This is a genomic window from Marinomonas atlantica (genome assembly GCF_001639725.1).
Classification (GTDB): domain Bacteria; phylum Pseudomonadota; class Gammaproteobacteria; order Pseudomonadales; family Marinomonadaceae; genus Marinomonas; species Marinomonas atlantica.
In genome coordinates this window covers 290,971-317,146 of the sequence record NZ_LTAW01000002.1, presented here as the reverse complement: position 1 = coordinate 317,146, position 26,176 = coordinate 290,971, and the positions used below count along the sequence as shown (strand labels likewise).

Annotated in this window: 29 protein-coding genes; 9 read left to right on the top strand and 20 right to left on the bottom strand. The window is 43.9% G+C overall.

All coding sequences use genetic code 11. The annotated features are described in order from the left end of the window. The first annotated feature begins 18 nt into the window (after window positions 1–18). Window positions 19–1,086, top strand: coding sequence for a LysR family transcriptional regulator (locus tag AYW75_RS04220; RefSeq protein WP_082856384.1), 1,068 nt, complete (start codon window positions 19–21; stop codon window positions 1,084–1,086). Window positions 1,087–1,149: 63 nt separating this feature from the next. On the opposite strand, the gene AYW75_RS04215 is transcribed toward AYW75_RS04220, so the two are convergent. From AYW75_RS04215 to AYW75_RS18965, 11 genes are all read right to left on the bottom strand, one after another. Further along, window positions 1,150–1,824 (bottom strand): acyltransferase, encoded by a 675-nt coding sequence (locus tag AYW75_RS04215; protein ID WP_082856383.1) that lies wholly within the window; start codon window positions 1,822–1,824, stop codon window positions 1,150–1,152. 142 nt (window positions 1,825–1,966) lie between these two features. Next, entirely contained in the window at window positions 1,967–2,422 is a 456-nt protein-coding gene (locus AYW75_RS04210) for a pyridoxamine 5'-phosphate oxidase family protein (RefSeq protein ID WP_067095823.1), read from the bottom strand. 58 nt (window positions 2,423–2,480) lie between these two features. Continuing rightward, entirely contained in the window at window positions 2,481–2,840 is a 360-nt protein-coding gene (locus AYW75_RS04205; protein WP_067095820.1) for a ribbon-helix-helix domain-containing protein, read from the bottom strand. Between the two features lie 177 nt (window positions 2,841–3,017). Then, the gene (locus AYW75_RS04200) at window positions 3,018–3,446 is read right to left on the bottom strand and encodes an MAPEG family protein (protein WP_067095818.1); all 429 of its coding nucleotides are present in this window, start codon (window positions 3,444–3,446) and stop codon (window positions 3,018–3,020) included. A 361-nt stretch (window positions 3,447–3,807) separates the two neighbouring features. Then, window positions 3,808–4,377: a DJ-1/PfpI family protein gene (locus AYW75_RS04195; protein WP_067095815.1), complete on the bottom strand. Its 570-nt coding sequence runs from the start codon at window positions 4,375–4,377 to the stop codon at window positions 3,808–3,810. A gap of 140 nt (window positions 4,378–4,517) precedes the next feature. Next, complete coding sequence (locus tag AYW75_RS04190) at window positions 4,518–5,057, bottom strand: NADPH-dependent FMN reductase (protein ID WP_067095812.1); 540 nt, start codon at window positions 5,055–5,057, stop codon at window positions 4,518–4,520. A gap of 56 nt (window positions 5,058–5,113) precedes the next feature. Then, window positions 5,114–5,554 carry a phosphate-starvation-inducible PsiE family protein gene (locus tag AYW75_RS04185; RefSeq protein WP_067095809.1) on the bottom strand — a complete coding sequence of 147 codons (441 nt, stop codon included), beginning with the start codon at window positions 5,552–5,554 and terminating at the stop codon, window positions 5,114–5,116. A gap of 136 nt (window positions 5,555–5,690) precedes the next feature. After that, window positions 5,691–7,169, bottom strand: a complete 1,479-nt coding sequence (locus tag AYW75_RS04180; RefSeq protein ID WP_067095807.1) for a diguanylate cyclase domain-containing protein — start codon at window positions 7,167–7,169, stop codon at window positions 5,691–5,693. A gap of 156 nt (window positions 7,170–7,325) precedes the next feature. Then, entirely contained in the window at window positions 7,326–7,895 is a 570-nt protein-coding gene (locus AYW75_RS04175; protein ID WP_067095804.1) for a PqiC family protein, read from the bottom strand. Further along, on the bottom strand, window positions 7,892–9,547 hold the full coding sequence (pqiB, locus tag AYW75_RS04170; protein WP_067095802.1) for an intermembrane transport protein PqiB: 1,656 nt from the start codon (window positions 9,545–9,547) through the stop codon (window positions 7,892–7,894). The genes AYW75_RS04175 and pqiB overlap by 4 nt, the downstream gene beginning before the upstream one ends. Then, on the bottom strand, window positions 9,544–10,671 hold the full coding sequence (locus AYW75_RS18965; RefSeq protein WP_082856382.1) for a paraquat-inducible protein A: 1,128 nt from the start codon (window positions 10,669–10,671) through the stop codon (window positions 9,544–9,546). The genes pqiB and AYW75_RS18965 overlap by 4 nt, the downstream gene beginning before the upstream one ends. 426 nt (window positions 10,672–11,097) lie before the next feature. Here AYW75_RS18965 and AYW75_RS04160 point away from each other — a divergent pair, with 426 nt between their 5' ends. Continuing rightward, window positions 11,098–12,597 carry an adenylyltransferase/cytidyltransferase family protein gene (locus AYW75_RS04160; RefSeq protein ID WP_067095798.1) on the top strand — a complete coding sequence of 500 codons (1,500 nt, stop codon included), beginning with the start codon at window positions 11,098–11,100 and terminating at the stop codon, window positions 12,595–12,597. Between the two features lie 135 nt (window positions 12,598–12,732). Here the strand turns inward: AYW75_RS04160 and AYW75_RS04155 are convergent, their stop codons facing one another. The 3 genes from AYW75_RS04155 to AYW75_RS04145 form a co-directional block, all read right to left on the bottom strand. Next, complete coding sequence (locus AYW75_RS04155; protein WP_067095795.1) at window positions 12,733–13,050, bottom strand: antibiotic biosynthesis monooxygenase family protein; 318 nt, start codon at window positions 13,048–13,050, stop codon at window positions 12,733–12,735. A gap of 131 nt (window positions 13,051–13,181) precedes the next feature. After that, window positions 13,182–13,745 carry a sugar O-acetyltransferase gene (locus tag AYW75_RS04150; protein WP_067095792.1) on the bottom strand — a complete coding sequence of 188 codons (564 nt, stop codon included), beginning with the start codon at window positions 13,743–13,745 and terminating at the stop codon, window positions 13,182–13,184. Between the two features lie 120 nt (window positions 13,746–13,865). Beyond that, window positions 13,866–14,261, bottom strand: a complete 396-nt coding sequence (locus tag AYW75_RS04145; RefSeq protein ID WP_067095790.1) for a hypothetical protein — start codon at window positions 14,259–14,261, stop codon at window positions 13,866–13,868. Between the two features lie 631 nt (window positions 14,262–14,892). Between AYW75_RS04145 and AYW75_RS04140 the strand changes: the two genes are divergently transcribed. From AYW75_RS04140 to AYW75_RS04130, 3 genes are all read left to right on the top strand, one after another. After that, window positions 14,893–15,162, top strand: coding sequence for a DUF3820 family protein (locus AYW75_RS04140; protein WP_067095787.1), 270 nt, complete (start codon window positions 14,893–14,895; stop codon window positions 15,160–15,162). Between the two features lie 90 nt (window positions 15,163–15,252). Beyond that, window positions 15,253–15,642 (top strand): DUF2946 family protein, encoded by a 390-nt coding sequence (locus AYW75_RS04135; RefSeq protein WP_067095784.1) that lies wholly within the window; start codon window positions 15,253–15,255, stop codon window positions 15,640–15,642. Window positions 15,643–15,700: 58 nt separating this feature from the next. Beyond that, window positions 15,701–17,050 (top strand): PepSY-associated TM helix domain-containing protein, encoded by a 1,350-nt coding sequence (locus AYW75_RS04130; protein ID WP_067095781.1) that lies wholly within the window; start codon window positions 15,701–15,703, stop codon window positions 17,048–17,050. A 95-nt stretch (window positions 17,051–17,145) separates the two neighbouring features. Here AYW75_RS04130 and AYW75_RS04125 read toward each other — a convergent pair whose 3' ends face one another. The 5 genes from AYW75_RS04125 to AYW75_RS04105 form a co-directional block, all read right to left on the bottom strand. Then, window positions 17,146–18,522, bottom strand: coding sequence for a class II fumarate hydratase (locus AYW75_RS04125; protein ID WP_067095778.1), 1,377 nt, complete (start codon window positions 18,520–18,522; stop codon window positions 17,146–17,148). A gap of 10 nt (window positions 18,523–18,532) precedes the next feature. After that, window positions 18,533–18,889, bottom strand: a complete 357-nt coding sequence (locus tag AYW75_RS04120; protein ID WP_067095776.1) for a hypothetical protein — start codon at window positions 18,887–18,889, stop codon at window positions 18,533–18,535. A gap of 268 nt (window positions 18,890–19,157) precedes the next feature. Then, the gene (locus AYW75_RS04115; RefSeq protein ID WP_067095774.1) at window positions 19,158–19,637 is read right to left on the bottom strand and encodes an FKBP-type peptidyl-prolyl cis-trans isomerase; all 480 of its coding nucleotides are present in this window, start codon (window positions 19,635–19,637) and stop codon (window positions 19,158–19,160) included. A gap of 55 nt (window positions 19,638–19,692) precedes the next feature. Then, window positions 19,693–20,277: a DUF1439 domain-containing protein gene (locus AYW75_RS04110; RefSeq protein ID WP_067095771.1), complete on the bottom strand. Its 585-nt coding sequence runs from the start codon at window positions 20,275–20,277 to the stop codon at window positions 19,693–19,695. A gap of 11 nt (window positions 20,278–20,288) precedes the next feature. Next, a complete protein-coding gene (locus AYW75_RS04105) occupies window positions 20,289–21,143 on the bottom strand; it encodes a mechanosensitive ion channel family protein (protein WP_067095769.1) in 855 nt (284 codons plus the stop codon). Between the two features lie 127 nt (window positions 21,144–21,270). Here AYW75_RS04105 and AYW75_RS19205 point away from each other — a divergent pair, with 127 nt between their 5' ends. Then, complete coding sequence (locus AYW75_RS19205; RefSeq protein WP_067095766.1) at window positions 21,271–21,696, top strand: YebG family protein; 426 nt, start codon at window positions 21,271–21,273, stop codon at window positions 21,694–21,696. A gap of 20 nt (window positions 21,697–21,716) precedes the next feature. Here the strand turns inward: AYW75_RS19205 and AYW75_RS04095 are convergent, their stop codons facing one another. Continuing rightward, window positions 21,717–22,382: a cytochrome b/b6 domain-containing protein gene (locus AYW75_RS04095; RefSeq protein WP_156490804.1), complete on the bottom strand. Its 666-nt coding sequence runs from the start codon at window positions 22,380–22,382 to the stop codon at window positions 21,717–21,719. Window positions 22,383–22,529: 147 nt separating this feature from the next. On the opposite strand from AYW75_RS04095, the gene AYW75_RS04090 reads away from it, so the two are divergent. The 3 genes from AYW75_RS04090 to pcaQ all read left to right on the top strand — a co-directional run bounded on the left by AYW75_RS04090 (window position 22,530) and on the right by pcaQ (window position 26,092). After that, complete coding sequence (locus AYW75_RS04090) at window positions 22,530–23,537, top strand: hypothetical protein (RefSeq protein WP_067095762.1); 1,008 nt, start codon at window positions 22,530–22,532, stop codon at window positions 23,535–23,537. Window positions 23,538–23,628: 91 nt separating this feature from the next. Further along, entirely contained in the window at window positions 23,629–24,927 is a 1,299-nt protein-coding gene (gene pepQ / locus AYW75_RS04085) for a Xaa-Pro dipeptidase (RefSeq protein WP_231886138.1), read from the top strand. A 226-nt stretch (window positions 24,928–25,153) separates the two neighbouring features. Beyond that, complete coding sequence (pcaQ, locus tag AYW75_RS04080) at window positions 25,154–26,092, top strand: pca operon transcription factor PcaQ (protein WP_067095756.1); 939 nt, start codon at window positions 25,154–25,156, stop codon at window positions 26,090–26,092. Window positions 26,093–26,176: the final 84 nt, after the last annotated feature.

The window sequence follows — 26,176 nt, the reverse complement described above, 5'->3', positions numbered from 1 at the left end:
AATATATCGAGACATTCTATGCGTACGATTAATTCTAATTGGTTTATTCGAGCTCGATTAAAGCATCGCCACTTACTAGTTCTTGTGGCATTAGGAGAAACGTCAAACCTGAATCATGCGGCTCGAGGGTTAGGTATTAGTCAACCTGCGATATCAAAACTATTGAAGGAAGTAGAAGACTCATTAGAAGTACCACTATTTGAACGCCATCCAAGAGGTGTCATCCCTACCATGTACGGTGATACGATGATTCGGTATGCACGGCATGCATTAAAAACCTTGGACAATGCCTTCGAAGAAATATCTGCGATACGTCAAGGCCTGAGTGGTCATGTTAGGATAGGAACAATCCTAACTCCATGTACGGATTTGATTCCTGAAGCAATGCATCGTATTCGAAAAGAACATCCCGCTTTGGAAATAAGTGTACGAACTGGGTCAAGCGAAGAACTGCTAATCATGCTAAAAAATGATGAAATTGATATCGCCATAGCTCGGCTACAGAGTACATTTCTTAAATTTAATTTCCAATATGAGCCGATCTATCATAAAACAACTTATTCTGACCAATCTGAAGATATGTTTGAGCAAGGTACCTCATTGTATACGGCTCACAATACTATGCCACGCCCCGAGCCAGTAATGGTATGCGCCAAAAGCTCACACGAAATTTGCAACAAAAGCACCCCCCAACCAATAGAAAGCTTATTAGAGAAAGAGTGGGTATTGCCACCAAAGGGCAGTATTATGCGTGCTGAATTCGAAGCCATCATTAAACGCAAAGGGCTGCCATTACCAAACCATATCGTCACGGCGGAAAACCTTTTGATGGTCACTAATTTGCTCGAAAAAAATGACATGTTAACACTTCTTCCCGAAGCGGTTATGTACCATTACATGAAATATGGCATGATCGAACAGGTCATGGTCGACTCTGATCTACAACAAAAGTTAGGCAAGATCCTTGAGCCTTATGGTCTAATTCATAAAGGTGAAGGGATCTTAGCACCTGCCTCTAGAGCTGTACTTGAACTGCTTCGTCAAGCACGTAACTATACTCATCAACCTGCGACTAGCGCCATCTAGAAGACATCTTCGGCAGCTGGAGCAAAAGGCCCTAGCATCAAGCGTCATTGAGATTTCAATGGATTACATACAAAATGTTTTGTTTTCCATTGAGCCAATCACCTTTGCAGGGTTGCCGCCAATAATATTATTACCTTCAAATGAAGACACCACATTGGCTGAGGCGGACACAATGGAATGCTCTCCGATAGACACACCTTTTAAAATGGTTGAATTAGCACACACCCATACTGACTTGCCGATGAGAATAGGTTTATCAGGATTTAAGCAAACGCCATCACTATTAATAATTGAATGAAAATCGGTGTCCATAAACAACGTTCGCCATGAAACTAAGCACCCTTCCGATATATCAATCTGCTTTTGACAAGTGATGCTTGTTTCACCGCTAAAATTCACATTATCACCAATGGTTAATGCACCAGACACAAACAACTTAGAGCCCGTACCGATTCTGACATTATGCCCAAACGTGACCGAGCCACTTTTCTCTAAACTCCAGATGAATCTAGAATAAGCAGCATCTGCCACCTGAACTTGTCCAAATCCTAATTTAATTTTTCCAGTTTTGGCGTTTTTAGGGACAACGATGCTGCCCTTCCTATTTAAAAACTGTGTTCTATGACTAACAATCACAGGGAGCTTAATGGCCTGCTTAAACGGTAAGTAAGAAAAGTTAAATAGAAGTGTTTTGGGGATACAGCGAATGTAATTATAAAGTTTTGAGAGCGCTTTCATTGTGCAGTCCATGAATGAGGCGAATAGGAGCAGGCACCGCTGCTTTTATAAGAGATTATCATCTAAAGCACTATGATAATTCTGCGAACATACTCCGTCTATTGATAAATACCTTCGATAGCGCTCAGATTAATGAACCGACTCAGACTTTACGCTGCACTTTATAGGTGTCTAAAGCCCCCTCGACTTGGCTTTCTGGTGTGGTGGTATCAGGAAATAACCCGTAGCTTGGCGCCATAATTTTAGACGAAGACTCTACGGTCACAGCAAAAATATTTTTGATTGGGTAACTTTCACCGGCTAATACCTTCAGCGCTGCCAAATACTCTGACCAATCACTGTCTTCTGTTGTCACCACCTGAGCTGTGCCTTTTACTTTGAACCCGCGCTGTTCGAAGATATCGATAAAGGACACGCAAACCTTTGGATTTACCTGAATGTTACGCTCACTCTCTGGTGAGGCAATGTTTGCAATCAATACCAAGTTTTCATCAATAAAGGTGAAAATTTCCTTAGGTGACACATTGGGCGCAGCATCCTTAGACACAGTCGCAAGCCAACACAACACACTTTTTTCAGCAAAATCGAGAAGCTTCATAAGGACTCCAGATATCCGTTAAATGGGTAACAACGTTAGAACTATCAAGCGATCGCGGCTAGGGATACGTTTCAAAGTAATGCTTTTCCTGCTCTAAAATGCGTTCACTGTTAAGCGATGCCAATGATATATCGGATGCATGCGGCAACATGCCAATTGTCTGTAAATGCAAATAGCGCATTGCACAGACACGCAGAAACGAAGTGAAGTTTTCCAAATCATGACCTGCATCCAATGCTTCATGATTTAACTTCACGATCAGTTGCGATAAAGAAAGCTGGTCACGCTGAGCAATTTCTTCCAAAGTAAACCAAAAGATATTTTCCAAACGGATGCTGGTCACCATGCCATCGATGCGAAGAGAACGCGTTATGTTCTGCCACAAACCGGGATCGGCATTGACAAAGAGTTGGCACATGCTGTCGTCCTTACTAGCGTAATAGGACTAATGAATATAGAACCAGTATCCACCAAACACAACGCCAGCTAATTAAAGACCGCCAATAAAGTAAAAAAGGCGCGTCATTAGGCTGACGCGCCTTAATCATAAAACATACACTTCAAGCGCACTCGATGACTGAAGTGCAACCAACTTTTATGTGTTAAGCATGGTAACCGCACACAAAATTAACAGTGCGATGTTCGACAACAAACCCATCAAGAAAAAGTACGAGCGAGGGCTTGGATTTTCATTGGTCGCTACAGCGTAATACATCAGCATATGAAGAATACGCGCCACTGCAAAACTCCAAATACAGATCATCACCCAAAAAGCATCCGCACCTACAAGTATCGCCAGAAAGATCACACCTAACATCGCCGGTACGTTTTCAAGCGAATTCATAAAAGTACGATGGGCTCGAAACGTGAACGATTTATGTCCTAAGGATTCATCAATTTTTCCAGGCACCGCATCCGCTTTTTTACTCTTACTTCCAGCGGCAATAAACCACTGCACCATCCAAGTTAGTAGAATTACAAAGATACCCCAAAACGCTGTTCCATATAACGTCGCCAGTTCCATGCTGTGCCTCACCTTTTATTAATGACTGATAATAGGTTATTAAACTGACATACCTAATGTTTCTATGCACCATCCAAGTGATAAGACGCACTGGCTTTACATGGTTGTTGAACAATGTATTAAAATAGGCATATAAGACAAAATATACTTAACCAACCTCTCCACATTTGTCAGTGATCCAATCTATTAACGGAACCAATAACTTGGGGAAGTACACGATATAAAGTAAGGCAATTGAGATTAAGGCGCTAGAAAGCAAAAAACGCTGTTTGTAAAATGGTAAAAGAACTAATGAATCTATTCGCAGGCTATGAATAAAAAATAAGGCGTGTCACTACGCGACACACCTTATTTATGCCGGTTAGTTATTCAATAGCGTATAAAACTGAGCCAGCCACGCAGGGTGTGCAGGCCATGCTGGTGCTGTGACAAGGTTACCATCGGTAACCGCTTGATCGACCTCAATCGACGTATAGGTTCCTTTTGCCAGCTCTACTTCTGGCTGACATGCTGTGTACGCTGAACACTTTCGTCCTTCTAACACACCCGCAGCTGCCAACAACTGCGCGCCATGACAAATCGCCGCCACAGGCTTATTGGCCGTAAAGAAATGCTGCACCATCGCAATCACCTCTTTATTTAACCGTAGATACTCAGGAGCACGACCACCAGGAATGACCAAAGCATCGTAGTCTTCAACGTTGACCTCGCTAAAGCTCGCATTCAAGGAGAAACGGTGTCCAGGCTTTTCGGTGTAGGTTTGGTCCCCTTCAAAATCATGGATCGCCGTCGCCACCGTATCCCCAGCTTTTTTATCTGGACATACAGCATCAACAGTATGGCCGACACTGATCAGCGCCTGAAATGGCACCATCGTTTCGTAGTCTTCCGTGAAATCACCCGTGATCATTAAGATTTTCTTATTCGACATGATGCTTCCTCTTACCTTGTTGTAAACAGCATTCAGTTGTAACAGCCTGAACAGCGTAAGAGGTATTAACCGGTTGCTACACAATCAATGAACCCGAGAGGCATGGAATAAGAACGAGGGAATATAGTGTAGAGTACTGACTATTTTTGTTTAATCTCTTCAATACGCGCCATGAAATCCGCTAGAAATTTTGAAATGTCTACTTCATAGTTTGAGGTTTGAATAACCGCCTCCACTTCCTCAGGTGTTTTGCCAATCAAAGGAATACGCAGAAAATTATCTTCTTGAAAATGCTCACTGACGGTCCTTAATACCAACCTTAGAGAAACCAGCATGTCATCATCTCTGTGGGAAGCATGCACTAATGCGATTGGCTTACCTACGACTTCATAGCGCGACACCATCCAATCAATCGCATTTTTCAAACCACCAGGTATTGCTCGTATGTATTCAGGGCTGGAAATGATAATGCCATCCGCCAGCGCTACCTGATCGATAAACTTACGCATTACCTGTGGCATTGCATCGCCTTCCAAGTCAGGCGAAAAAACGGGCAGCGTGTTGAGTTGGTTAAACACAAAAAAATCTGCCCCCAAAGGAGCACGCCTTTTGATGGCATTTAGCAAAGCGGTATTAGTCGAAGCTTGTCGGGGACTACCGGAAATTGCAAGCAGCTTCATAGAACTCTCTTTTGCAGATTGATCAGAGCACGCTCAAGCCAAAGGCGTACTGAAAGCTAGACACTGTTTTTATTGAGTTTGGCTCGATAACTGTGTTTTATCAGCCAGTAACAACCGCCTAGGCTAAAAATGATAACCCCTAACCCAATAATGGCTAAAGGCTCATACTTGTCTAAATCAAGTAGAATCACTTTACGAGCAACCGCTATCACCGCAACCAGCAATACTACCTCGGCATGTATAACGTTATCTTTGAAATACATTTCGACTGTCTCGACCAGCTCAAACCCAATGAGAATAATGAAGAAAAAGCCAAAGATCTGAAACAGCTCGTCTATTTCCAAGAAAAGAACATCGTCTGTAGGATCGAATATGTCTAAAAATAGAATAATACCCAGCTCTACTATTGCCAGAGCAACAATTAAGGTCATTAGTATAAGGACAATAAATGTCATCCACTTTTTAGCTTTATGAACCAAAGAAACGGTCTTATCCATATTGTCACTCACTTAATAGAACCTCAGATTAGAAACAGCACCTATTTCAAACGGATGACCATTGCACTCATCAACTGTAAAAGTTAATTTTAACTAATCCAAATTAACGTCATCTGCCATAACGCATCAAGTTTTGTTAACCAACATCAATGCAATTACGGCCTCTCTTTTTGGCTCGATACAGAGCCTTATCAACACGCCCAATCAAGGAACCTTCTTTTTCACCTGATTGGTAAACAGCAACACCTAAGCTGGCACTTAACGTCTTTTCCTCAGCAAATTTGTGTCCTGCTATTTGCACTCTCAGGAATTCGGCCAGTTTCTTAGCCTCTTCTAGACCAGTGTTGGGGCTGATGACAAGAAACTCTTCACCACCCCAACGTCCAACTGTATCGTTTTCACCAATAGAGCTTACTAATATGTCAGAAAAAGATCTCAATAGTTCGTCACCAAAAAGATGGCCGAACTGGTCATTCATCAGTTTGAAGTTATCTATGTCCAACAAAATGATAGAGAATTCACATTTAGTGCGATCAGATAGCTCAATCGCATAAGAAAGTTCTTCATCCAGTTTCAGACGATTATAAATTCCTGTGAGAGTATCGGTGATCGACTGTTGCTTGAAAATTTTGTTCTGATTTTCGAGCTGAGTCTGCGCTTTATGCAAATCATTAAGAGTATCCCGAACTTTCCGGTTCGCTTTGGCTAGGCGACGATTCCAATGTAAAGAAACAACAATCACAGTGCCTAAAACTAACAAGGCCAACCACAACAAAGTATAGTCAGGCACTTCCTCTATCATAATCGCGATCCACTTATCTCGAATACTCTGCCCCTCTTTAGGATCAAGGTTAAGAACGGCCTTTTCAAACGCACTGCCTAATAACGGCTCATCATTACGAGTCGCAACAGAAAGCTCATATCGAAGTGGCAAACTGCCAGTCACTGCCAATTTATTCAAATCAAGGGACTGAATAGCAAAAGCAACGGCCCCCTGTGCTCCGATATAACCAAAGACTTCTCCGTCGTACACCAGCTCCATAGCCTGAATATTATTTCTGACTTCAATAAGATCAATCCGTGGATAACGCTGTTTAAGCTTCTCAATAGCAATGTCACCTTTGATCACGGCAAAACGTGTACCAGCGCCCTCAAGGCTTTCTTCAACAAAGATCCTGTCATAGCGCGTAACAACGGCTAACGGTAGATTAAAATAAGGAGACGTAAAATCGAGGAAAGTTTTACGACTTTCGCTGGCATTGATCTGAGAGACCACATCACATTCGCGGTCTTTAGCTTTGTTAATCAGATCATCCCAGTCCAAAGTTTCTGGAACGATCATTTTTATGTCTAGCATGCGCGAGAAAATATCAAAGTAATCTTTTGATAGGCCAGTGTGTTGTCCGACTTCATCTACCCCATCAAAAGGCATCCGATCAGGATCAACACACACCCGCAATATTTTCTTAGCGCTAAGATAATCTAATTCATCTTGGGTCAACCCAATTTCATTCTTAGTCTGGGCAATTGACGAAGCTGTAAATAAAAAGAAACAGCCCGTGACAATCACTATGAACAGCTCTTTTACCCAATTTCTTTCTCTCGCTTTATGCACAAGACCTTTCCTTTTGTCATGCCCCAAAATTGGCAATGACTTGGAGAGCTTCAAAATTAATCATAGGACTTTCAGGGATAACCGAACACCAGCACCGCCATCACTTGTTCAGTATACTATCTAGGAAATTAGTAGCTCGCTTCATTTCCTATCGATTTATATATCAGTGGCACTGATGTCGGAGCTTTTGTATTCCTCTACCTGTTGACTGATGTCACGTCCTAACTGATCTACTAAATCGGACATAACCGACACCGAATAGTGATAACCTGAACGACTAAGCGGTTCGCTTAACGAGAAAGATTGTCTTTTGACAGGTTTACTCGCCTCTCTTAAGGCAAAGCTACCGGCTAAAATGACCGAGTCTTGATCAATGGTATGAAAATAATCAATCACAATGTCTAAATATATGGGCGAGGTTTCACCCGTCGATGTCAGCGAGACGTGTTGGGCTAACGTTTTTTCAATGCCAACCTTGAGTGATTCTGCCCAAAGGTGATTGCTGGAGAAAAACAATTCATGATCAGACACCTGCAACACCATATTCGAGCTTTGCAAATACCCAGCCAGCTTAATGTTATCCAGCGTTACCTGAATTGAATCTTCTTCCCGATCTATAAGAGTACTGGGCGCTACACTGAGCACATAATACTTAGGTGGCTCTAAAGTCGTCGTAGAGCATCCACTCAACGCCAGTACACATAGCAGCCATACTGCAATTCTCATCGATTCACTCCTCGTGGCTCAATATCAGGCGCGACCTTACTTTTGAAAATAAGACTGTTCGGCGCACTGTTCATTTTTTGTAGCAACGGCTTCAACTCGCGAATCGCTTCTTGCACTTCCACCATCGTTTGGTTGACCGACGACAGGCCTTGGTCATCCTTAGCAAGGGATGATAACAAATCATTCAGACTGTTAAGCGTGCCATTAATACCGCGCATATCTAACTCGTCGAGCTTAGTCGTCAGCGAGCTACTGGTCTCGTTAAATGCTTTGGTGCTACGGGCCAAATCTTGAAGCAGTGTGCGTAAATCCTGCGCCATGCCTTTAATCGGTAAGGCATTGATCTTATCCATCGTGGCATTAAGCTGATCGGCGAACTGTACAATCTGATCTGGTACCGTCGGAATAACAGCAAAACCTTGCCGACTGCCTAAGCTTTCGCTGGCGACATTATCGTAATGCTGTAAGTCGACAAACACCGCACCCGTTAATAGATTACCGGTTTTAAGGGAGGCTCTCAGTCCGCGATCTACCCATGTAGAGATTTGTTTTGAGATTTTCTCTTTACCGGATGGTGTGTCGTCTAAGTTAACCAACGCAGGTTGAACCGAGATCAATACAGGAATTTTATACGCGTCTGCACTCAAAGCGCGCTCCATCTCCTCGATCTCAAAATTAATGGCTTCAACTTGGCCAACTTTCAAACCCCGATACTCCACAGGGGCGCCTTTTTCTAAGCCTCGGACAGAGCTTTCAACCATTAAAATGTAATACACTTTTTCCGAATACCGGTGGTCATCCGCACTCTTCTTAGAAGGATAAATCTCAAAGACATGATCGTCTTTCAAAGGCCCTTTCGAAGGCATCCCTTTAGGCTCATCAAAAGTAATGCCGCCAATCAAAAGTGACTCAAGATTGGATGTCGTTAAGCCTACGCCATCGGCACCGAGCTGCACTTCGATACCACTGGAATTCCAAAAGCGTGTGTTTGCAGTAATCAACTGATCAAACGGCGCCACAATAAAAGCACTGTACTTTGCTTGCTGTGCTTCTAAGTCATAATCCACTGTCTCAATACGACCTACCGATAAACCTCGATACATCATAGGGTCGCCAACTTGAGCTGTAAACGTCTCTTCACTTGTCAAATGCACCCGCACACCAGGTGTACCGATCGGTGTCACTGGAGGCTCTTTTAACGCTTTAAACTCAGTTTTAGGTTCGCCCTCTAAACCTGGAGACATATCAATATAGGCACCTGAAACTAAGGTCTGTAAGCCAGACACTCCCGCCAAGGAAATTTTAGGAGAAACGACCCAAAAACGTGTGTCTGAGCGTAGAAATTTATTCGCCCCCTCATTCATCTTCGCCGTCACGAGCACATTTGATGAATCTTCACTTAAACGAATATTATCCACTCGCCCCATGACAACATCGCGTATCCGGATCTCAGTTTTTCCTTCTTCAAGACCAGATGCCGTATCGAACTCTATCTCGATAGAGACCCCTTGGCTTTTGATATCTTGAAGAACAAACCAAGCACCGAACAATAGAGTAATGATCGGGATCAACCATATTTTCGAAACCTTCTGGGTACTTTTCACAACCGCGGGGGTTGTTTTTTCGCCACTACTTTCCTGCGAAACACTCATGATTGTTCATCCCACAACATTCTGCTATCAAATGACATCGCTGCCATCATGGTCAAAATTACTACAGCACAAAAGGCCACTACCGCAGGGCCTGGATACACACTCATCGTACTCCCTAATCGCACTAATCCAGCCAAAATAGCCACCACAAAGACATCGATCATGGACCAACGCCCCATAAATTCCGTCACTCGATAAAGTAATGAGCGTTGTTTTACATTGTAAGCATAAGAAGCTCGTACTGAATAACTTAAATACGCTAAGGCTAAAATTTTAAATATAGGTACTAAAACACTGGTAAAAAAAATCACTATGGCAATGAAATACGACTTATTCTGCCACAGTGTAATTACCCCCCCGACGATGGTAGAAGGGTCATCATCCCCTAAAAAACGTGTTGTCATAATCGGTAATAGATTTGCGGGAAGATATAAAAGCACAGAAGTAATCAACAATGCCCAAATCCACTGCAAACGTTGCTGAGTTTGTACTGGCTTAGGCGGTAAAGAGGCTTCAAGCAAAGCTATTTCAACTTGATGTCGATCTAAAAGCTGCAATATAAGCACATAGACGACAATAAATGCTCCGTAGAAATAAAGCCCAGGGCCGATCTCAACTTCAGCTATGGTCACCAGCTTAACCATACTGACTAACGCACTGACAATAAAGACTTCCGGCATACACCATTTAAGAAACGCAAAGCATAGCTTGACCTGAGCTTGCGCCGCGCGTACCCCAAACCCAAACTTGATAGCCAACATCCAGAACAACAGCATTGAAATAACGCCAATGGGCAAGATAATACACAGTATAAAAATCAACACAGCCAACGCTAGGTAACCTTGATCCTCCATGGCATCGACCACAGAGATCAATGTGACGGACGTTTTCATGCCATTCACATCAAACGATAAAAAATAAAAGCTTAAGGACAGGATCAATAAAAGCATTGCCGAAAGGCTGAGAGCTAACACCTTATCAACCCAGTTGGACGTGAATGATGTCAGAATATGATCACAACGGGGACAATGGGCTTTTTGTTTAGGCGACAGAATAGGCACCAGCGTGTTTAAACCACAATGGCGACATGTCACTGACTTACTGGCATCCGCGTTTTGCACCATAAAATGCAACTATCCTAAACCTAATTTCAGAGCCTTCATTAAGCCAAAAATAGCGTGTTATAGCCATAGTGTGGTGTGATTAGCATCACTTTCCAACCAAAGATGTCTTCAGCTAAGACCTTAGCCCAGCGGTTCGATGCGAAGTAAAAGTGTCTATGTTATTGGCAGTTACCGTGTATTAACGATTAGAAGCATTGGAACTGTTTAATATCGTAAAGTGAAAATAGCCAACTATTTTGCTATTTCTCTTATTCAAGCACGCTTAATTCGAAAACGTTTAATGTCTGCATTATTGATATAACCTTTCCGTTAAAAAATAGCCAAAATCGCACAAAGTATTATTTTTCTTTTATCATCAATCATTTCAATCTTAAAACAGACCTTTTCACAGATAATCAGACGAGTATATAACCTTACTGGAACGCTATGTCCCCACTTAATCAACTCAACACTGCCATCAAGCATTTTCATGCAGGGCAATACGCTGAAGCTAAGACGCTACTTAAGCAAGTCAAAACCTCTTCCCCTGAGCTGGTGATGGCGCCAGTTTATTTGGCACAGATTGCCGTACTGGATGGAAAAGGTCAGCAATGGATTCCTGCTTTACAGGAGCTTGTGACTCAAGTCCCCCACTCACATCAAATTTTCCATGTCCTTGGGCAATGCTTGCAGCAGGCAAAACAGCTACCTCAAGCAGCCACGGCTTTTCATACTGCATTAACGCTCCTTTCTATTCAGACAGAACAAGATTGGCAGCCTTCACAAACTTCTTTCTCTGCAGCGCCGTTTACGCAAGAACAAGGTGAAGAGCTGCTGTGGCAAACATTGTCTTTATTAAAACGACATGGCGTATATGCCTTTGCTTGTGCCGGAACGCTTTTAGGCTTAGAGCGTGAAGGGAGCTTGCTTGCCAATGACAAAGACTTGGACGTTGGGCTGGATTGGCTGCAAATGGATAAAGCTATTCAGGTATTGACCGAGCACGGCTGGAATGAGGCGTCTCGCTCCTATGATTTAATGAATCCGCGCTGTTTTAGGCATCAGAAAACCGGCATCGCACTGGATTTATGCGGTTTTGGCACTGATAACGCCAGCGGCGAAACCATGTGTGGCCTATGGGTAGAAGGAATACCCTTTCATTGGAATCGTATTACCTTCTTTCCAAAAATCGCACTCTCAAATCGCTCTACCCCTGCAGGAGAAGTGTGGCACTTGAGCCGACCTGATCACGTTCTAACTGCCTTATATGGTGAAAATTGGCGTACTCCGGATGGGGATTTCGACACCATTGTTTGTGCCCACAATCTTCGGCAGTTTTCTTGGTTATCCTATTGCTACGGCTACTCGCGTTTATATGCTCAATGGCTTCGAGGAAATACAGCAAGAGCAATACGTATTCTCGAGGTACTTCGTAGCCATAAACCTCAAGACACTGTGCTTAGCCTGATAAGCCGACAGCTTAATACGCTGCATACCCAGTACAGTAACCAAAAACGAGTATTAGCCCTAGGATATTTCGACCTGATGCATGAAGGCCATTTACGCTACCTAGAGTTTGCTCGTCAACAGGGAGAAGCTCTAGTGGTGGGTATTGCGCCTGACAGCTTTTGCCTGCAAAGCAAAGGCTACGCACCCATTATGAATGAGACGCAGCGACGCAATCTAATCACAGCACTCGCCATTGTCGATGAAAGTCATATTGTTGCCGCCCCCATGGCGCAAACCCAAGCCGCTGCTGAGTGGATAGACTCATTAAACATTAAAACAGTCGTTTGTGGCATCGAGTGGCAAGGCTCCGAACGCTGGCAGAAACTAGAACAGACATTAGCCCTATTAGGTATTGAGGTGATCTACGCGCCAAAAACAGATGGAATTTCGACGACCCAAATCAAGCGAAAGGTCTGCTCACAAAATGGGATACAGTGACAGAGAGCTTTAAAGCTTTGTCATAAAGAAAGAGAAAAACTCTCTTTTTCTAATTAGGTATTCTGTATGGATAGCCCCAAGAATCAGGACTTTGGAAATGATATTAAAGGACTAATAATCGTATGGATTTGGCTTTTAAATGCCGTAGTCACGCTCTACTTTTGATATTCGTGTTTTAAATGATGAATACCATTTTTCATGACCCAGCCTTTGGGCTTCTTGATGCTCGGCATTGGCTTTCCACTGTTTAATAGACTCAAGATCAGACCAGTACGATACAGTAATACCGACTTCTTCTCGCGCAGACTCTATGCCTAGAAAACCTGGCTGCTTTGACGCTAACTCAACCATTCGATCCGCCATTTGGTTGTAACCGTTACCATCATCCGTTCTATGAGATGTAAAAATCACCGCGTAGTACGGCGGTTTCGGTGTGTTAGCGATAAGAGACATCTTAACTCCTTTAGGATTTTAGCGAAGTACTAATGAGGTGAACACGCTTCTAGAATAATCTAAAGCGAAGGACTGAAAATGCCACAATGCCATGTGTTGGAGATCACTATCAAATGCTTTGTTATGCGTAATTATGGCTCAGCGACGATGTCTTTTAACACTTTCGCCGGGTTACCACCAATCACCACGTTGTCTCCAAAACTCTTCGTTACCACTGTACCAGAGGCTACCACCACATTGTTGCCAAGGGTCACACCAGGGTTGATAACCGCATGGCCACCAACCCAACAATTGTCACCCAAAGTGATTGGCTTTGCTAACTCTAAACCACTGCTCCTCTCGGTTGGGTCTAAAGGGTGTGTCGCCGTATAAATTCCAACTTGAGGTCCAAGTAAACAGTTCTTACCAAACGTTACTTGAGCAACATCTAAAACCACACAGCCGAAATTAGCGTAGAAATTATCACCAACATGAATGTTAAAGCCGTAGTCACAATTGAAAGAAGACTCAATGTGAATAGTGTTACCTGTAGAGCCAAATAAATGCTTCACTATTTCAACACGCTTTTGGTGAAACTCAACAGACGTAGTATTTAACGCTTCAGTTAACAACCTAGCGTTCAATCTAAGCTTTAATAACTCTTCATCGCTTGGATCATAAAGCCTACCTGCTAACATTTTTTCTTTTTCAGACATTAAACTTAAGCTCCAAAAGCAGCTTACTTATAACACCTTACTAAGTGGCGCGAAATAGTTGGCTAAAATGTACGAGGAACGAGTGCTAGCCAACTGTTTAGCGTCCGTTTGAGTAACTTGTTATATGAAAGCTTTATAAAGTAAATCACCATAGCCCCATATAATTGTTCCAATTACACCTAAAGAAATTGAGTATATGTGTAATTTATGAAAATTATATTGATGATTAGTTTTCCAAAATTTAAAGTCACTAGGTTTACAGTCGGCAAGAAAATTTTTGTTTTTTTGCACATTATATTCAACTAATAGTGCTATAAAAACCGCTATAGACCCACTACGTTGAAACCAAACTTCTGGTGCATCATGAACTGGCTTAAATATACCAAAACAAGAAATAACAACAACTAAGACACCTAATACCAGTAACGTAAGCAATATTCTATGATCCAACCTTGATTTTGAATCAATAAGCCTGCTAATTTCGTCATCCATTTCTTTTTTGTCCGAATGTGGCACCAAGCTGAACTCCTGCTTCACTTAACAATTAAGGGTTATACGGCAGCGTTGCTGCGACTATAACCCACTGTTGAACGGCTGCGTTGTCTATATAGGGGATTTGCTTTTTTCATGGTGGGACTTCCCTGTTAAATAACTCGCTAAACATCAGAGTCTGTTGGACTATACCGCTTCAGATCATCTTTGATCGCCGCTATGTTGGTTCTTAATGTACCCTTTTGTAGCGTGATTTGACCAGAGAGGCAACCGCTAACTGTCATTGTCCCATGGCAGCATGACGCACAGCCGTTCTATCACTTTTTACTGAGGAAAAAGGCGTAAAGCCCCTTGGTAATTCAACTGGCTGTAGTTAGTCCCTCGCACGGCGAGGCTGTTGGCTCATTCCCATGCGTTTGATTCGCGCTGTCGTGGCCGAGGCACGAGGATTGCGCAAGCGAATTAAATGCCATGGAATGAAGCATCAATGCAGGTTGAGATGCCGAAGCTAAATAGCTTGGCACATTGATGATTTATTTAGATTTGGCACGAGTGATCCCCGATGGAATCGGGTCGTACGATTCCCTCGCGCAGCGAGGTCTTACAGGGGTTTTGTGTGGTAATATTTGCGGCTTGTTAGGGAGTGGTTTGGGTTATGATTGAGAAACAAGATTTGCTGGATATTGCGCGTCAGAAGATGCCATTCGGGAAGTACGAGGGTCGTTTGATCGTGGATTTACCCGAGGAGTATTTACTTTGGTTTAACCATAAAGGTTGGCCGGAGGGTAAGTTAGGCCGTTGGTTGCAGCTGGCGTTGGAGGTGAAGATTAACGGTTTGGAAAAGATCGTTGAGCCGCTAAAGCTGCCCGAAGCCGAGAAGTCGAAGCAGCCAAAAGTACAAATTCGTTTCGATGATTTAGACTGACGCATGTCGCTAAATAAGCATTTTTAGCTTGTCGCTTGCTTAAAGTTTCAGTAAAGTCACGCCACTTTTTATTTTACAAAGCGGCTGACTGTGAAACAACGCACTCACTTTTTCTTGATCCTCTGCTGGCTAGCGTACTTTGCTGTACCGCTAGTGAACGGTATTGGTCAGTCAGGTGTGCAACGGATCGAGCTTTGTACCACTCAAGGCGTCGAGACCTATTTTGTTTACACGTCCGACCTACAGCAAGAGACACAACCAGACTCTCAAGCGAGTCAGCATAGTAGTTCCCATTCTTGCCCCTGTACGCATTTCTTTATAGACACCGCCACCACTGCGCTGGCGCTCCATGTCCATCAAAAAGTTGTAGACCAACCGACTAAATCGTCTAAAACACCGCAAACACGTCCAACCCGCACCACTCAAGCCCGTGCGCCTCCTGCATTCCTTGCGTTAAGTGAAGATCAAAAACTAGCATGATGCCCTGACAATTGTCGGGGCATCAACTTTGTATGCCCGAATAATTGCAGGAATTCTAATGTTTGGTTCTAAGGACTTTTACCGCTCTGTATGGCGCTGGCACTTCTTCGCCGGTCTATACGTCACTCCGTTTTTAATTATGCTCTCCATCACTGGTTTAATGATGCTGTTTGCGCCGATTGTTGAGCGCATGCAACACTCAGATTTGTACTATGTTGATCAAGTCACTGATACGCCACTGAGCTATGAACAGCAGTATCAGTTGGTCGCGGATCAATACCCAGCAGATCAAATCCAACGTGTTTATGTGTCGGATTCCGCAACCGACGCCACTCGCTTTCAAGTGAAAATGGACGATGACACACGCTCTGTTTTTGTCGATCCTTATCAGGGCGAAGTACTGGGTGACTTAACTGTCAGCCACTCGCTTTACGCATGGGCGGACGATACCCACGGTACCTTCATGATTGGCTTAACCGGTGATTGGTTAATTGAGATTGCCATCAGTTTTACTATTTTGTTGATCCTAACCGGCGTGTACATGTGGTGGCCAAATAAAGGGCAATCAAAGTGGCGTGCGGCTACGACGGTACGTGGTAAAGGCCGCTCCATGTGGCGCAACCTGCACAGTGTGACCGGTGTTTGGATCGCTGTTATTTTACTTTTCTTCTGCATCTCGGGGTTATCTTGGGCCAGTGTCTGGGGCGGTAAATTGGTACAGGCATGGAGCACATTTCCGACCGAAAAAAGCGCTAAAAACGTGTCTTCAACACTGACGCACAACGACTTAAACCCAGAGGGCGTGAAGCAAATCCCTTGGAACCTTGAGCAGTCCCCTTTGCCTGAGTCATCCGCATTGGGTGATCACACGGTGACATTGGACCGTGTGGTGAACGATGCTAAAGAAATGGGGTTCACTCGTTTCCAAGTGCATTTCCCGCGTGGCGATCAAGGCGTTTTTACCGCAACAGCCAGCACAATGGGACGCGATATCAACAACGCGTTGGATGATCGAACGGTACATCTGGATCGTTATTCAGGCTCGGGGATCGCCGATGTTGGCTTTATGGATTACAACTGGTTTGCGAAGTCTATGGCCTTTGGCATTGCCTTGCACATGGGACAGTTTGGTGTCTGGAACTTAGTCGCCTGCACGGTGTTCTGTTTGGCCGTGATTCTAATGTGTGTCTCTGGTGTGGTGATGTGGTGGAAACGTCGCCCTAGCAATGCGCTGGATCTGTCTGCCCCCCCAATGCCTAAAAACCTAAAGCGCTGGCAACATGCGGTTTGGCTACTGCTACCCATTTCATTACTGATGCCGATGGCAACCATTGGCATGGCAGTGATCGTTTTAGTCGATGTATTAGTGCTACTGTCTATTCCTAAGCTACGAGCAAAATGGGCTTAGTCTCCTAAAGCAAAAATGGACTGGGAGAAAGTTCTCCCAGTCCATGCCATCTTCCTTGATGGGGCCGACTCGCTTTGTCTAGCAATAATGTGTCGCTATAAACCACCTTTGGTCAGTTTGGCGGGATCTAATAAACCTTCGAGCTCTTCATGGCTTAGTTCCGTTTCTTGCGCTGCGACATCAATCACTGGGCGTTTTTCTTGGTATGCTTTTTTGGCGATTTCTGCGGCTTTTGCATAGCCGATGATCGGATTCAATGCGGTGACTAAGATTGGATTTTTAGCCAGCGCTTCATTTAACTTTTCTTCATTCACGGTCAAAGTGGCAATGGCTTTATCTGCAAGTAAGTGCCCACTATTAGTTAGTAGCTGAATGCTACTTAATAAGTTGCTGGCGATCACGGGAAGCATAACATTCAACTCAAAGTTGCCCGATTGCCCTGCAACTGTGATGGTGGCATCGTTGCCCATCACTTGCGCCGCTACCATTACCGTAGCTTCGGGAATAACGGGGTTTACTTTACCGGGCATGATGGATGACCCTGGTTGAAGTGCTTCAAGAGTGATCTCCCCTAGCCCAGCGAGCGGACCAGAGTTCATCCAACGTAAATCGTTAGCGATTTTCGTGTAGGTGACGGCGATCGTTTTTAACACCCCTGATAATGCTACGGCGGTATCTTGCGAACCAATTAGAGCAAAGTAGTCGTCTGCAGGTGAAAACGTCACTTCGGTAATGGCGGATAGCTCTTGGCAAATTTTGGTCGAAAAATCTGGATGGGCGTTGATACCTGTACCAACGGCGGTGCCCCCTTGAGCTAGCTTAGTGACTTTAGGGAGTAAGGCATTTAGATTATCAATGTTGTCTTGCAGCTGCGCCGCCCAGCCATTAAAGGTTTGATCAAAGCGCACTGGCATCGCATCCATTAAATGAGTACGACCCGTTTTGGTGTAACCTTTCAGTGCTTGACCTTTTGTGTGTATCTCACTTTGTAAATGGCGTAATGCTGGAAGTAAGCGTTTGCTGACCTCAATGGCGGCACTCGCATGTATTGTACTGGGAATAATATCATTACTACTTTGACCAAAGTTCACATGGTCGTTAGGCCCTACTTTGTCGCCCAGCTTACGGCTAGCGAGTGTCGCAATGACTTCATTGGCGTTCATATTGGAGCTGGTACCAGACCCTGTTTGAAACACATCCACAGGGAAATGCTGCATTAGATTGGGTTGCTGCAACAGTTCGCTACAAGCCTGATCAATCGCCGAAGACATTTCTTCAGTCACACAATCTAAAGATTGGTTGGCACGGGCCGCAGCCTGCTTCAGCTGTATCAATGCTCGAATAAAAGGCTCTGGAAGTGATTGCCCACTGACAGGGAAATTATTAATTGCTCGCTGGGTTTGCGCGCCGTATAGCGCATCTTCAGGGACATTTAATTCGCCCATGCTGTCGGCTTCAATTCTGGTGTTCATTGGTTAACTCCTAACTCTGCTTGCTTGACATGAAGTAGTGACTTAACGCACGCAGTTCATGTTCTAGACGAAAGTACTCCAAGGCATCTTGTTCGGTGATCACAAATCGTTTTAATTGCATTAATGGTCGATGGATCGTATCTAAGCATAGTTCACGCCAGTGCATTGGCACAGAGGCATCACACACAGTTTCTAATAAGACTTGATACACTCGCTTGAACAGGTCGTATGCATCTGAAATACCAATCTGCTCGGCATAAGCTTCACTGGTATCTAGATACTGAAACAACACTTTTGGTGAGTCAGCCGCCACGCCACGTTTGATGGTTTGTTCGATTACAGAAAACGGAACGATATGAGAAGTCATGATGAAACACCCTCGATGCAAATGATAATAATTATCAATTAATCATTGAAGTCTAGACTTGTCAAGTCACGAATCGATTATTAATACTGCTTTATAACGTTTTAGATGTGTTCAAAAAATAGGGAAAACGATTTTTAGCGCAAAGATAGGGGCTTTTTACGCGTTTTAAACGAAATATTGAGGTGTTCTAAAAGAAGGGGGAACAACATAACAAGATGGGGATCATTGCTGTCGATCAATAAAAAACCGACAGCAATGTGATCAGAACTTAGTGGTGATGACCGCCTACACCGTGGGCATGACCATGAGAAACTTCCTCTTCAGTCGCTTCACGCGTGTCGATAACTTGTACAGAGAACGTAAGCTCTTTACCTGCCAATGGGTGGTTTAGGTCTACTGTCGCGTGCTTCAGACCTGCTTTAACAATAGTCACTTGACGTGCACCTTGGTCAGTGCGAACGGTGGCAACCATACCAGGCTTCCACTTTTTAGCACCGTGTAGGTGCTTCACAGGGATTTGTTGAGTTTTGTCGTCCTGACGCTCGCCGTAACCTTCACTACATGGCACAGTGACTTCAAACTCATCACCTGCTGATTTACCCAGCATGGCTTTTTCAAGGCCAGGAATGATGTTGCCGTGGCCATGTAAGTACGCCAAAGGATCATTGCCAGCCGATGTTTCAATTAGCGTATCGCCTTCACGAAGTGTGTAGTGGAATTGCACTACTGTGTTGTCTGCAATAGACATAGAGTATCCTCATTTCTAAAAAGAGTGCCATGCTAACTTAAACGGCACTTGTTACCTAAAAAATCATAAATTCAATGCTGTCATCAGTAATGACGATATTCTTCACCATTCTCGCGGCGGCTTTTTCCATCGCATCATGGTCAAGCACATACACAGGGTGAGTATTAAAGTAATCTGCCAGTGCTTTTTCAAACTCATCGTGCAGTGAGCCGAGCGTATTACGCAACATTTGATCACTGATGCTAGAGCCCTGAACCGTTACTTGGGTCAACTTGGCGCCGACTAAATACACACGGTCTTCTTCAATACGCAGTCCCGACTCGAACGAGGGATCGAGCTGAGCTTTCATACTCATGTCTTGACCAAATACATTCAATGTTCCGCGAATGTCGGTTTTCATATCGACCATCACCAACCCACCATCACGCTGGGTAAGGTCAATTTTGGCTTGTTTGATCAATAGATCAAGGTTTAACGTAGAATCTTCTAGTGTCAGCTGAATAATATCTGGCTGAGACGTTTGCAAACGCTGCGCGACTTCATGGTTTAACTCTTCTTCGGTCACACTCATATCCGAGCAACCGGACAACATCACTGTCACCGCCAAGCCCGCTAGCCACATAAGCTTTTTCTTCATCATGTTCGCGCCTCCTACAATTGACGCTTTTTATCAAACCAAATACGCATAAAGTCTTCGGTAACTTTTTGCTCTATCTCTGCCGCTTCCTGTGTTGGACAAAACAGAGAGACGGTAAACACGTTATAGCCTTCAATCGTCGTACGAACCCTTACTGTCGGTTCAGGACCAGCTATTTTGATATCCAAGCGTTTTTCGATCAAATGGTTATATCGAATCGCCACTTCACGAAAGTGTTCACTGTATTCTTTTATTTTGGCAAGGATCGGTTCTTTTATTTCAAACAAATTTACGTCGTCTGTCAGTCTAGAAATCGAAAAGGTATGTTCAATATAACGACGCATGTAGTTTAAGTTTTGCACCGAGTTGGTCAGCAATACACTGTTTGGCACAACGGTTGTCCGGCCAGTGTAGGCGTAGCTGCCGCCTTTAAAGTCTACTTCAAACAAGGTGGTAGACAACCAATCGCTGTCGGTGACCTCTCCATCGTAGTGACCGATGCGTACCCAATCCCCTACCGTATAAGGCCGTGTGCTGGCCTTATAAAAAGCACCAACAATACATGAAATAAATTCTTTCGTGGCTATGACTAATGCGACCATAAACGCGGCAATGGAAATGGCAATGTCTTGCAACTCCGCTGACCAAATCATCACCAGACCAATCACGATAAGTAGGTTAAACACATTATCGACAGTATTTAATCGGCGACGCTTGCGATCAACATCGAGCTTTTCATTGGCGCGCAGTAGTCGTTTGACATAACGACCAATAAGCACAACGCCTAATATCCAAAATAACGTAGCTATGTATTCAAAATTGTCCGTTAACACCGACCAATTAATTTCAGACCACTCAACGCCAAACATAATTTCTTTAAGCCCTCTTAATTTGTCGCCACTTTACCAATGTCCCTGCTATTAGCCAAACAAAATACTAGACAAGCCTAAATTATTATCTGTATATTTATACAGTATTCTAAATGAGGTGCGATTTATGCCTGTCGTAATTAAATATGTTGTTGAACGCAATGGTGTTGAAAAGATGACCTTCTCCTCTAAAGCGGAAGCAGATCACTATGACAAGCTATTGGAAACTGCAGAAAGCTTAGAAGATTTACTGCTGTCCAGCGGCGTTGTAGACGATGAAAAATTGACTGCTAAGCTAGCGATGTACTTAGCCGAAAACAAAGACGATGTGCTTGAAGCGTTCGGAAATAAACGCAAGAAAGCACCTAAAAAGCCGAACAATGAAAATACATCTAAAGCAGGCAACAAGTCAGACTCTGATGTACTTGAAGATTTGGTAATCGAGCCGGATGAAAGCTCTTATGTTGACGATAATGGCGAAGACTACCGTACCAGTGATGATGCTATTGATTACAACAAAGATGAGATCTATGGCGACAGTGATGCAGCTTAAGCTGCATCACTGATTTTTTCTTATACTGGGATATTCCACAACCAAGCCAGCCATGCCAACCCTAAGCCTAATGACAACACTACGCCTACCCGCGGTGTTTGTATCGTCTCTATAGACTCACCACTATGTGGCTTTTTACCGTGCAACATGGCTGCGACTAAACGCTCTTTGAAACGCACTTCATGGTACAACACAGCCAAGATATGTAAGGCCACCAATGCCAATAGAACATTAGGTAAAAAATGATGGATACTGCCTAATTGAGCGGTCATCTCATCTGAGACAGAACCATAAAAAGGTCCAAACCAAAAAATTTCGTCGCTGCTAAATAAACCACTTCCCCACTGCACCGTCAAAGCCAGCAACAACAAAATTACCATAACGCCACCAACTGGATTATGACCTAAGTACTCTTTTCCCTTTCCCAGTAGTAAAGTTTTACTGTAGTTAATTATGTCCACTGGATGGTATAAAAATTGTTTAAATCTGGCGAAGTCCGACCCGATAAAACCATAGATCACACGAGCGATAATGACGGCAGATAGACCATAGCCAAAGTAAAAATGTAACTCCATAAAATCGCCATCACTTTTTCCAGTGATGATCAGCCCAGTAAATAATAATGCCAATAGCCAGTGCATCAGCCTGACAGGCCAATCCCACACTAACACCTTTTGCGTCTGCATGGCTTTCCCCTTAACAGTTGCTCTCATACCCTAAATCTTACTATATTAATCATAGGATTTGCCTTTTTCTCCAATTTTAGGGACATTAAAGAACCGAATGGATTTCACTTCTGTCCGCAGTAACGAGGCAGTAAGGAGCGCAAGACCGTGATCATTGGGCTTATCATAATCGCCGTGATGCTACTCTTTGTAGCTGGCTATGTTTTATTTACGCAAAAATACCTTTACGTACATCACTCGACATTACTAACCTCTCCCGTTGACTCGTTGCAAGAGCATACTTTGCAATTAGAGTTTTGGCCGAGCTGGTTGCCGTGGGGACTGTATGACGAAAGTGCATCAGTACTGGTAAACCAAAGTAACAGTCACTCCTTGAACGGTGCTTTGATCCAGCTCAAAGGCCAACATTTAGGCACACTTTCTTGCCATATAGAGCAGGGTAACGACCTAAAATTAATTCGTTTTTATGTGACGTCGGATCACTTTTATTTGAACCCCATTCAGGTTCAAGTTGAACTTACTCAAACTGAAGACCAACAATCGTTATTAACCGTTACTGCCAGCAGTGAACTCAATTTTTGGCATCGCTATCGCCAAAGTACAGAACTTAAACAATTACACTCTGACATGCGTTTATTGCTGATTCGCTTAAAAGCGCGCATGCCATCCTCTCACGATGAAGCGATTCACTTTGACGTACAAGGCTCTCGTACCCTGCAAAACGTCGACGCTGTTACACGCCCGTTCATCGTGAGTGACCGCCCTATGTCGATGAAAATGGAACAAGGCTTTCGCGACTTAAATACAGCATTAGGCCCTGATAATCCGCCAGCAGGCCCTCGTTTTGCGCTTTATGAGGCCGCAAACCTTAGTCAGCACTATTTTGTCGGAAAACTCGGTATTCCCATTCAATGCTTTAGCCCCTGTGAGGCACAGCCGGAGAAAATAACATTTAAGGGTCAATACGTTGGTCTTAAATATCAAGGCAGTTATCAACATCTGTGGCTGGCTTGGCATGTCCTGCATACTTACAGCAGACTACATGGTTACAAACATGCTAAACAACGCATGAGCCTAGAAGTGTATGAAACGTCTCCTCGCCAAACGCCCGACGAAGTGAATTACATAACCATTCTAAACATGCCAATACAATAGATTCGATGGCGTCTGCTTATAAAGAGTTCAGACCCAATTAATCGCTAAGCTGAACATATCATGTCCAGTTGAGCCCTAAGGATTAAATAAAGTGAACAACACTATGGATAATGCTTTGTACATTCGACATTTAGAAACATTACTACAGCGCTATCGCATTGCGATCAGTCAATTTCAACTGGACACCATCGTGGTAAGTGCAGGTTCATTAAGTCACTACTTTGAAGACGATAACGCCCACCCTTTTAAGCCCTTTGCGGCGGCTCAACAGTGGCTTCCTTTTGCATTGCCTGCGGGCAGTTTTATTGTCATCAAGCAAGATAAGCCAGAGTTAATTTGGCCAGCGCAGCAAGATTTTTGGCATATGTCCAATGCCATCCCCGAAGGCGAATGGCAATCTCACTGGCGAATTACTCCAGTCAACGATGATAGCTGGGTGCAATCACTTTCAAGCAACAGTGCCTTCATTGGCCCAGATGCAATCGGTTCTCTGACCCACCGCCATGACTTAATGACATGGCTGAACTATGACCGTGCAATCAAAACAGATTACGAAATCGCATGCTTAGAAGCTGCAAACCAAATTGCAGCGAAAGGCCATCTTGCCGCTCAGCAGGCTTTTTTATCAGGTGCCAGCGAGCTTCAAACCCATCTTGCTTACCTTGACGCCACACAACAAGATGCCATCGGCACACCGTACCCAAACATTGTTGGCATCAATGAACACGCAGCGGTTTTGCACTATGAGCAAAAATCTTCCCAGCGCCCGTTCCGCCCTTTGACATTACTGGTCGATGCGGGAGCAAGTTACCAGGGCTACGCCAGCGATATTACCCGCACTACGACATCGCTCAATGATGACTTCAGCGCCTTACTTCAAGATATGGACACACTGCAGCAATCCATTGCTAGCCAAGCAGTTGCCGGCATTGCGTTTGTAGAACTGCATCAAAAAACACTGCATGGTGTTGCCCACCTGCTAAAACAGCATGACCTTTGCTCACTCAGCATTGAGGAGCAGTTGGCTAAGCAAATCCCCCACCACTTTTATCCTCATGGTTTAGGGCATTTCTTAGGCCTTCAAGTACATGATGTGGGTGGACGTCAGCTCGATGCAACAGGCACACTACAAAATCCCCCTGCTGACAGCCCTTTCCTACGACTGACTCGTGATTTATGCCCTAATATGGTGATTACCATAGAACCAGGTTTGTACTTCATTCCCATGTTGATTGAAAAACTTAAAGCCCAGCAGCCCAACCATGGATGCAATCTCAAGAAAATCGATAAGCTTATGTCTCATGGTGGAATCCGTATTGAAGACAATATTGTTGTCGGCATAGAGGGTGTGCGAAACCTAACCCGTGAAGCATTCGATACACTCATTTAGGCAGTTAGCGCCCCCATGTAAGATGCCTTTTTCGGTATATTATTCTCTTCTTCTTTCAAAAAATCTCTTGAATACGGTTTACAACAGACGTATTTGAGAGGTTTAGCCACTGAAAAAAGCAGAACATCCATTATCTATATCAAAAGTCGTATATTTATCTTTTCAAGAATTACAATCCAGTGTGTAATATAGCCCGTCTGAATTATTGAGTTGAGGGTCACATGGCATGATGGAAAATCGGATCAAGTATCGCCACTTAGAGTGCTTTTTAGAAGTCATTCGCCAAGGTAGTGTTATACGAGCCGCTGATGCACTTTCCCTTACCCAGCCAGCTGTCTCCAAAAAATTGAAAGAGCTAGAAGAAATTCTCGGGGTTCGCTTACTTGAGCGTAGCAAAAAAGGCATTGAATTGACTCAATACGGAAACCTTTTTCTCGAGCACGCCAGCACCAGTGTTGCGGCACTTAGAGAAGGTGCTGAGCGGGTAAATCAAGCCTTAGTAACGGGTCAGCAAAAACTCAGTATCGGTGTACTTCCTACTGTTGCTACCAGTGTATTACCCGAAGCCGTAAAACGTTTTCGTGCCAATAATGTTGATGTACGCCTACACCTTGTCTCTGGTCCTAACTCTTTATTAATGAGTCAGCTGCGCGTTGGCGAGTTAGACTTGGTGGTTGGTCGTATGGGTGTCCCTGAGGCCATGGCTGGTATTTCGTTTCAACATTTATACTCTGAGCAAATTGTCTTTGCGGTACGTCCTAATCATCCTTTACTGACAAAAAAAGATTTCCAGTTAACTGAAATTACACGCTTTACTGTACTTTATCCGCCTGAAGAATCTATTACAGGACCGACAGTGGACCGCTTCTTACTGGCGGAAGGCGTTAGTAGTATTAGAGACCGCATTGATACGGTATCCGATGCTTTCGGTAAAGAGTTTATCCGTCACACCGATGCTATATGGATCATTTCCCGAGGCGTCGTTGCACGTGAAATTGCCGATGGCGAATTAGCAGAACTACCAGTTAACACTAAAGAAACCCTCAGCGCAGTTGGGTTAAGCGTTCGTGCTGATACTAATGAATCCATGGCACTGCAATTGTTTGGTAAAGCTGTTAAAGAGACAGCCGCGCAGTTAGACAGTTACTACAACCCTGACCATTAGTCGAATGGTTTTCATCAATGGTCAACTAGGCCATAGGTGAAAATCTATTTTGATACATACGCGCATCATTTATCTAACAAATCA

What these genes read in the sequence shown, in the direction of transcription:
- AYW75_RS04155 (WP_067095795.1), bottom strand. Translation starts at nt 13,050, where the DNA reads ATGTCTCTTATCGCTAACACACCGAAACCGCCGTACTACGCGGTGATT.
- AYW75_RS04210 (WP_067095823.1), bottom strand. Translation starts at nt 2,422, where the DNA reads ATGAAGCTTCTCGATTTTGCTGAAAAAAGTGTGTTGTGTTGGCTTGCG.
- AYW75_RS04175 (WP_067095804.1), bottom strand. Translation starts at nt 7,895, where the DNA reads ATGAGAATTGCAGTATGGCTGCTATGTGTACTGGCGTTGAGTGGATGC.
- AYW75_RS18965 (WP_082856382.1), bottom strand. Translation starts at nt 10,671, where the DNA reads ATGGTGCAAAACGCGGATGCCAGTAAGTCAGTGACATGTCGCCATTGT.
- pqiB (WP_067095802.1), bottom strand. Translation starts at nt 9,547, where the DNA reads ATGAGTGTTTCGCAGGAAAGTAGTGGCGAAAAAACAACCCCCGCGGTT.
- AYW75_RS04095 (WP_156490804.1), bottom strand. Translation starts at nt 22,382, where the DNA reads ATGCAGACGCAAAAGGTGTTAGTGTGGGATTGGCCTGTCAGGCTGATG.
- AYW75_RS04110 (WP_067095771.1), bottom strand. Translation starts at nt 20,277, where the DNA reads ATGATGAAGAAAAAGCTTATGTGGCTAGCGGGCTTGGCGGTGACAGTG.
- AYW75_RS04115 (WP_067095774.1), bottom strand. Translation starts at nt 19,637, where the DNA reads ATGTCTATTGCAGACAACACAGTAGTGCAATTCCACTACACACTTCGT.
- AYW75_RS04120 (WP_067095776.1), bottom strand. Translation starts at nt 18,889, where the DNA reads ATGACTTCTCATATCGTTCCGTTTTCTGTAATCGAACAAACCATCAAA.
- AYW75_RS04220 (WP_082856384.1), top strand. Translation starts at nt 19, where the DNA reads ATGCGTACGATTAATTCTAATTGGTTTATTCGAGCTCGATTAAAGCAT.
- pcaQ (WP_067095756.1), top strand. Translation starts at nt 25,154, where the DNA reads ATGATGGAAAATCGGATCAAGTATCGCCACTTAGAGTGCTTTTTAGAA.
- AYW75_RS04130 (WP_067095781.1), top strand. Translation starts at nt 15,701, where the DNA reads ATGTTTGGTTCTAAGGACTTTTACCGCTCTGTATGGCGCTGGCACTTC.
- AYW75_RS04205 (WP_067095820.1), bottom strand. Translation starts at nt 2,840, where the DNA reads ATGTGCCAACTCTTTGTCAATGCCGATCCCGGTTTGTGGCAGAACATA.
- AYW75_RS04200 (WP_067095818.1), bottom strand. Translation starts at nt 3,446, where the DNA reads ATGGAACTGGCGACGTTATATGGAACAGCGTTTTGGGGTATCTTTGTA.
- AYW75_RS04105 (WP_067095769.1), bottom strand. Translation starts at nt 21,143, where the DNA reads ATGTTTGGCGTTGAGTGGTCTGAAATTAATTGGTCGGTGTTAACGGAC.
- AYW75_RS04215 (WP_082856383.1), bottom strand. Translation starts at nt 1,824, where the DNA reads ATGAAAGCGCTCTCAAAACTTTATAATTACATTCGCTGTATCCCCAAA.
- AYW75_RS04125 (WP_067095778.1), bottom strand. Translation starts at nt 18,522, where the DNA reads ATGAACACCAGAATTGAAGCCGACAGCATGGGCGAATTAAATGTCCCT.
- AYW75_RS04160 (WP_067095798.1), top strand. Translation starts at nt 11,098, where the DNA reads ATGTCCCCACTTAATCAACTCAACACTGCCATCAAGCATTTTCATGCA.
- AYW75_RS19205 (WP_067095766.1), top strand. Translation starts at nt 21,271, where the DNA reads ATGCCTGTCGTAATTAAATATGTTGTTGAACGCAATGGTGTTGAAAAG.
- AYW75_RS04195 (WP_067095815.1), bottom strand. Translation starts at nt 4,377, where the DNA reads ATGTCGAATAAGAAAATCTTAATGATCACGGGTGATTTCACGGAAGAC.
- AYW75_RS04185 (WP_067095809.1), bottom strand. Translation starts at nt 5,554, where the DNA reads ATGGATAAGACCGTTTCTTTGGTTCATAAAGCTAAAAAGTGGATGACA.
- AYW75_RS04150 (WP_067095792.1), bottom strand. Translation starts at nt 13,745, where the DNA reads ATGTCTGAAAAAGAAAAAATGTTAGCAGGTAGGCTTTATGATCCAAGC.
- AYW75_RS04140 (WP_067095787.1), top strand. Translation starts at nt 14,893, where the DNA reads ATGATTGAGAAACAAGATTTGCTGGATATTGCGCGTCAGAAGATGCCA.
- AYW75_RS04190 (WP_067095812.1), bottom strand. Translation starts at nt 5,057, where the DNA reads ATGAAGCTGCTTGCAATTTCCGGTAGTCCCCGACAAGCTTCGACTAAT.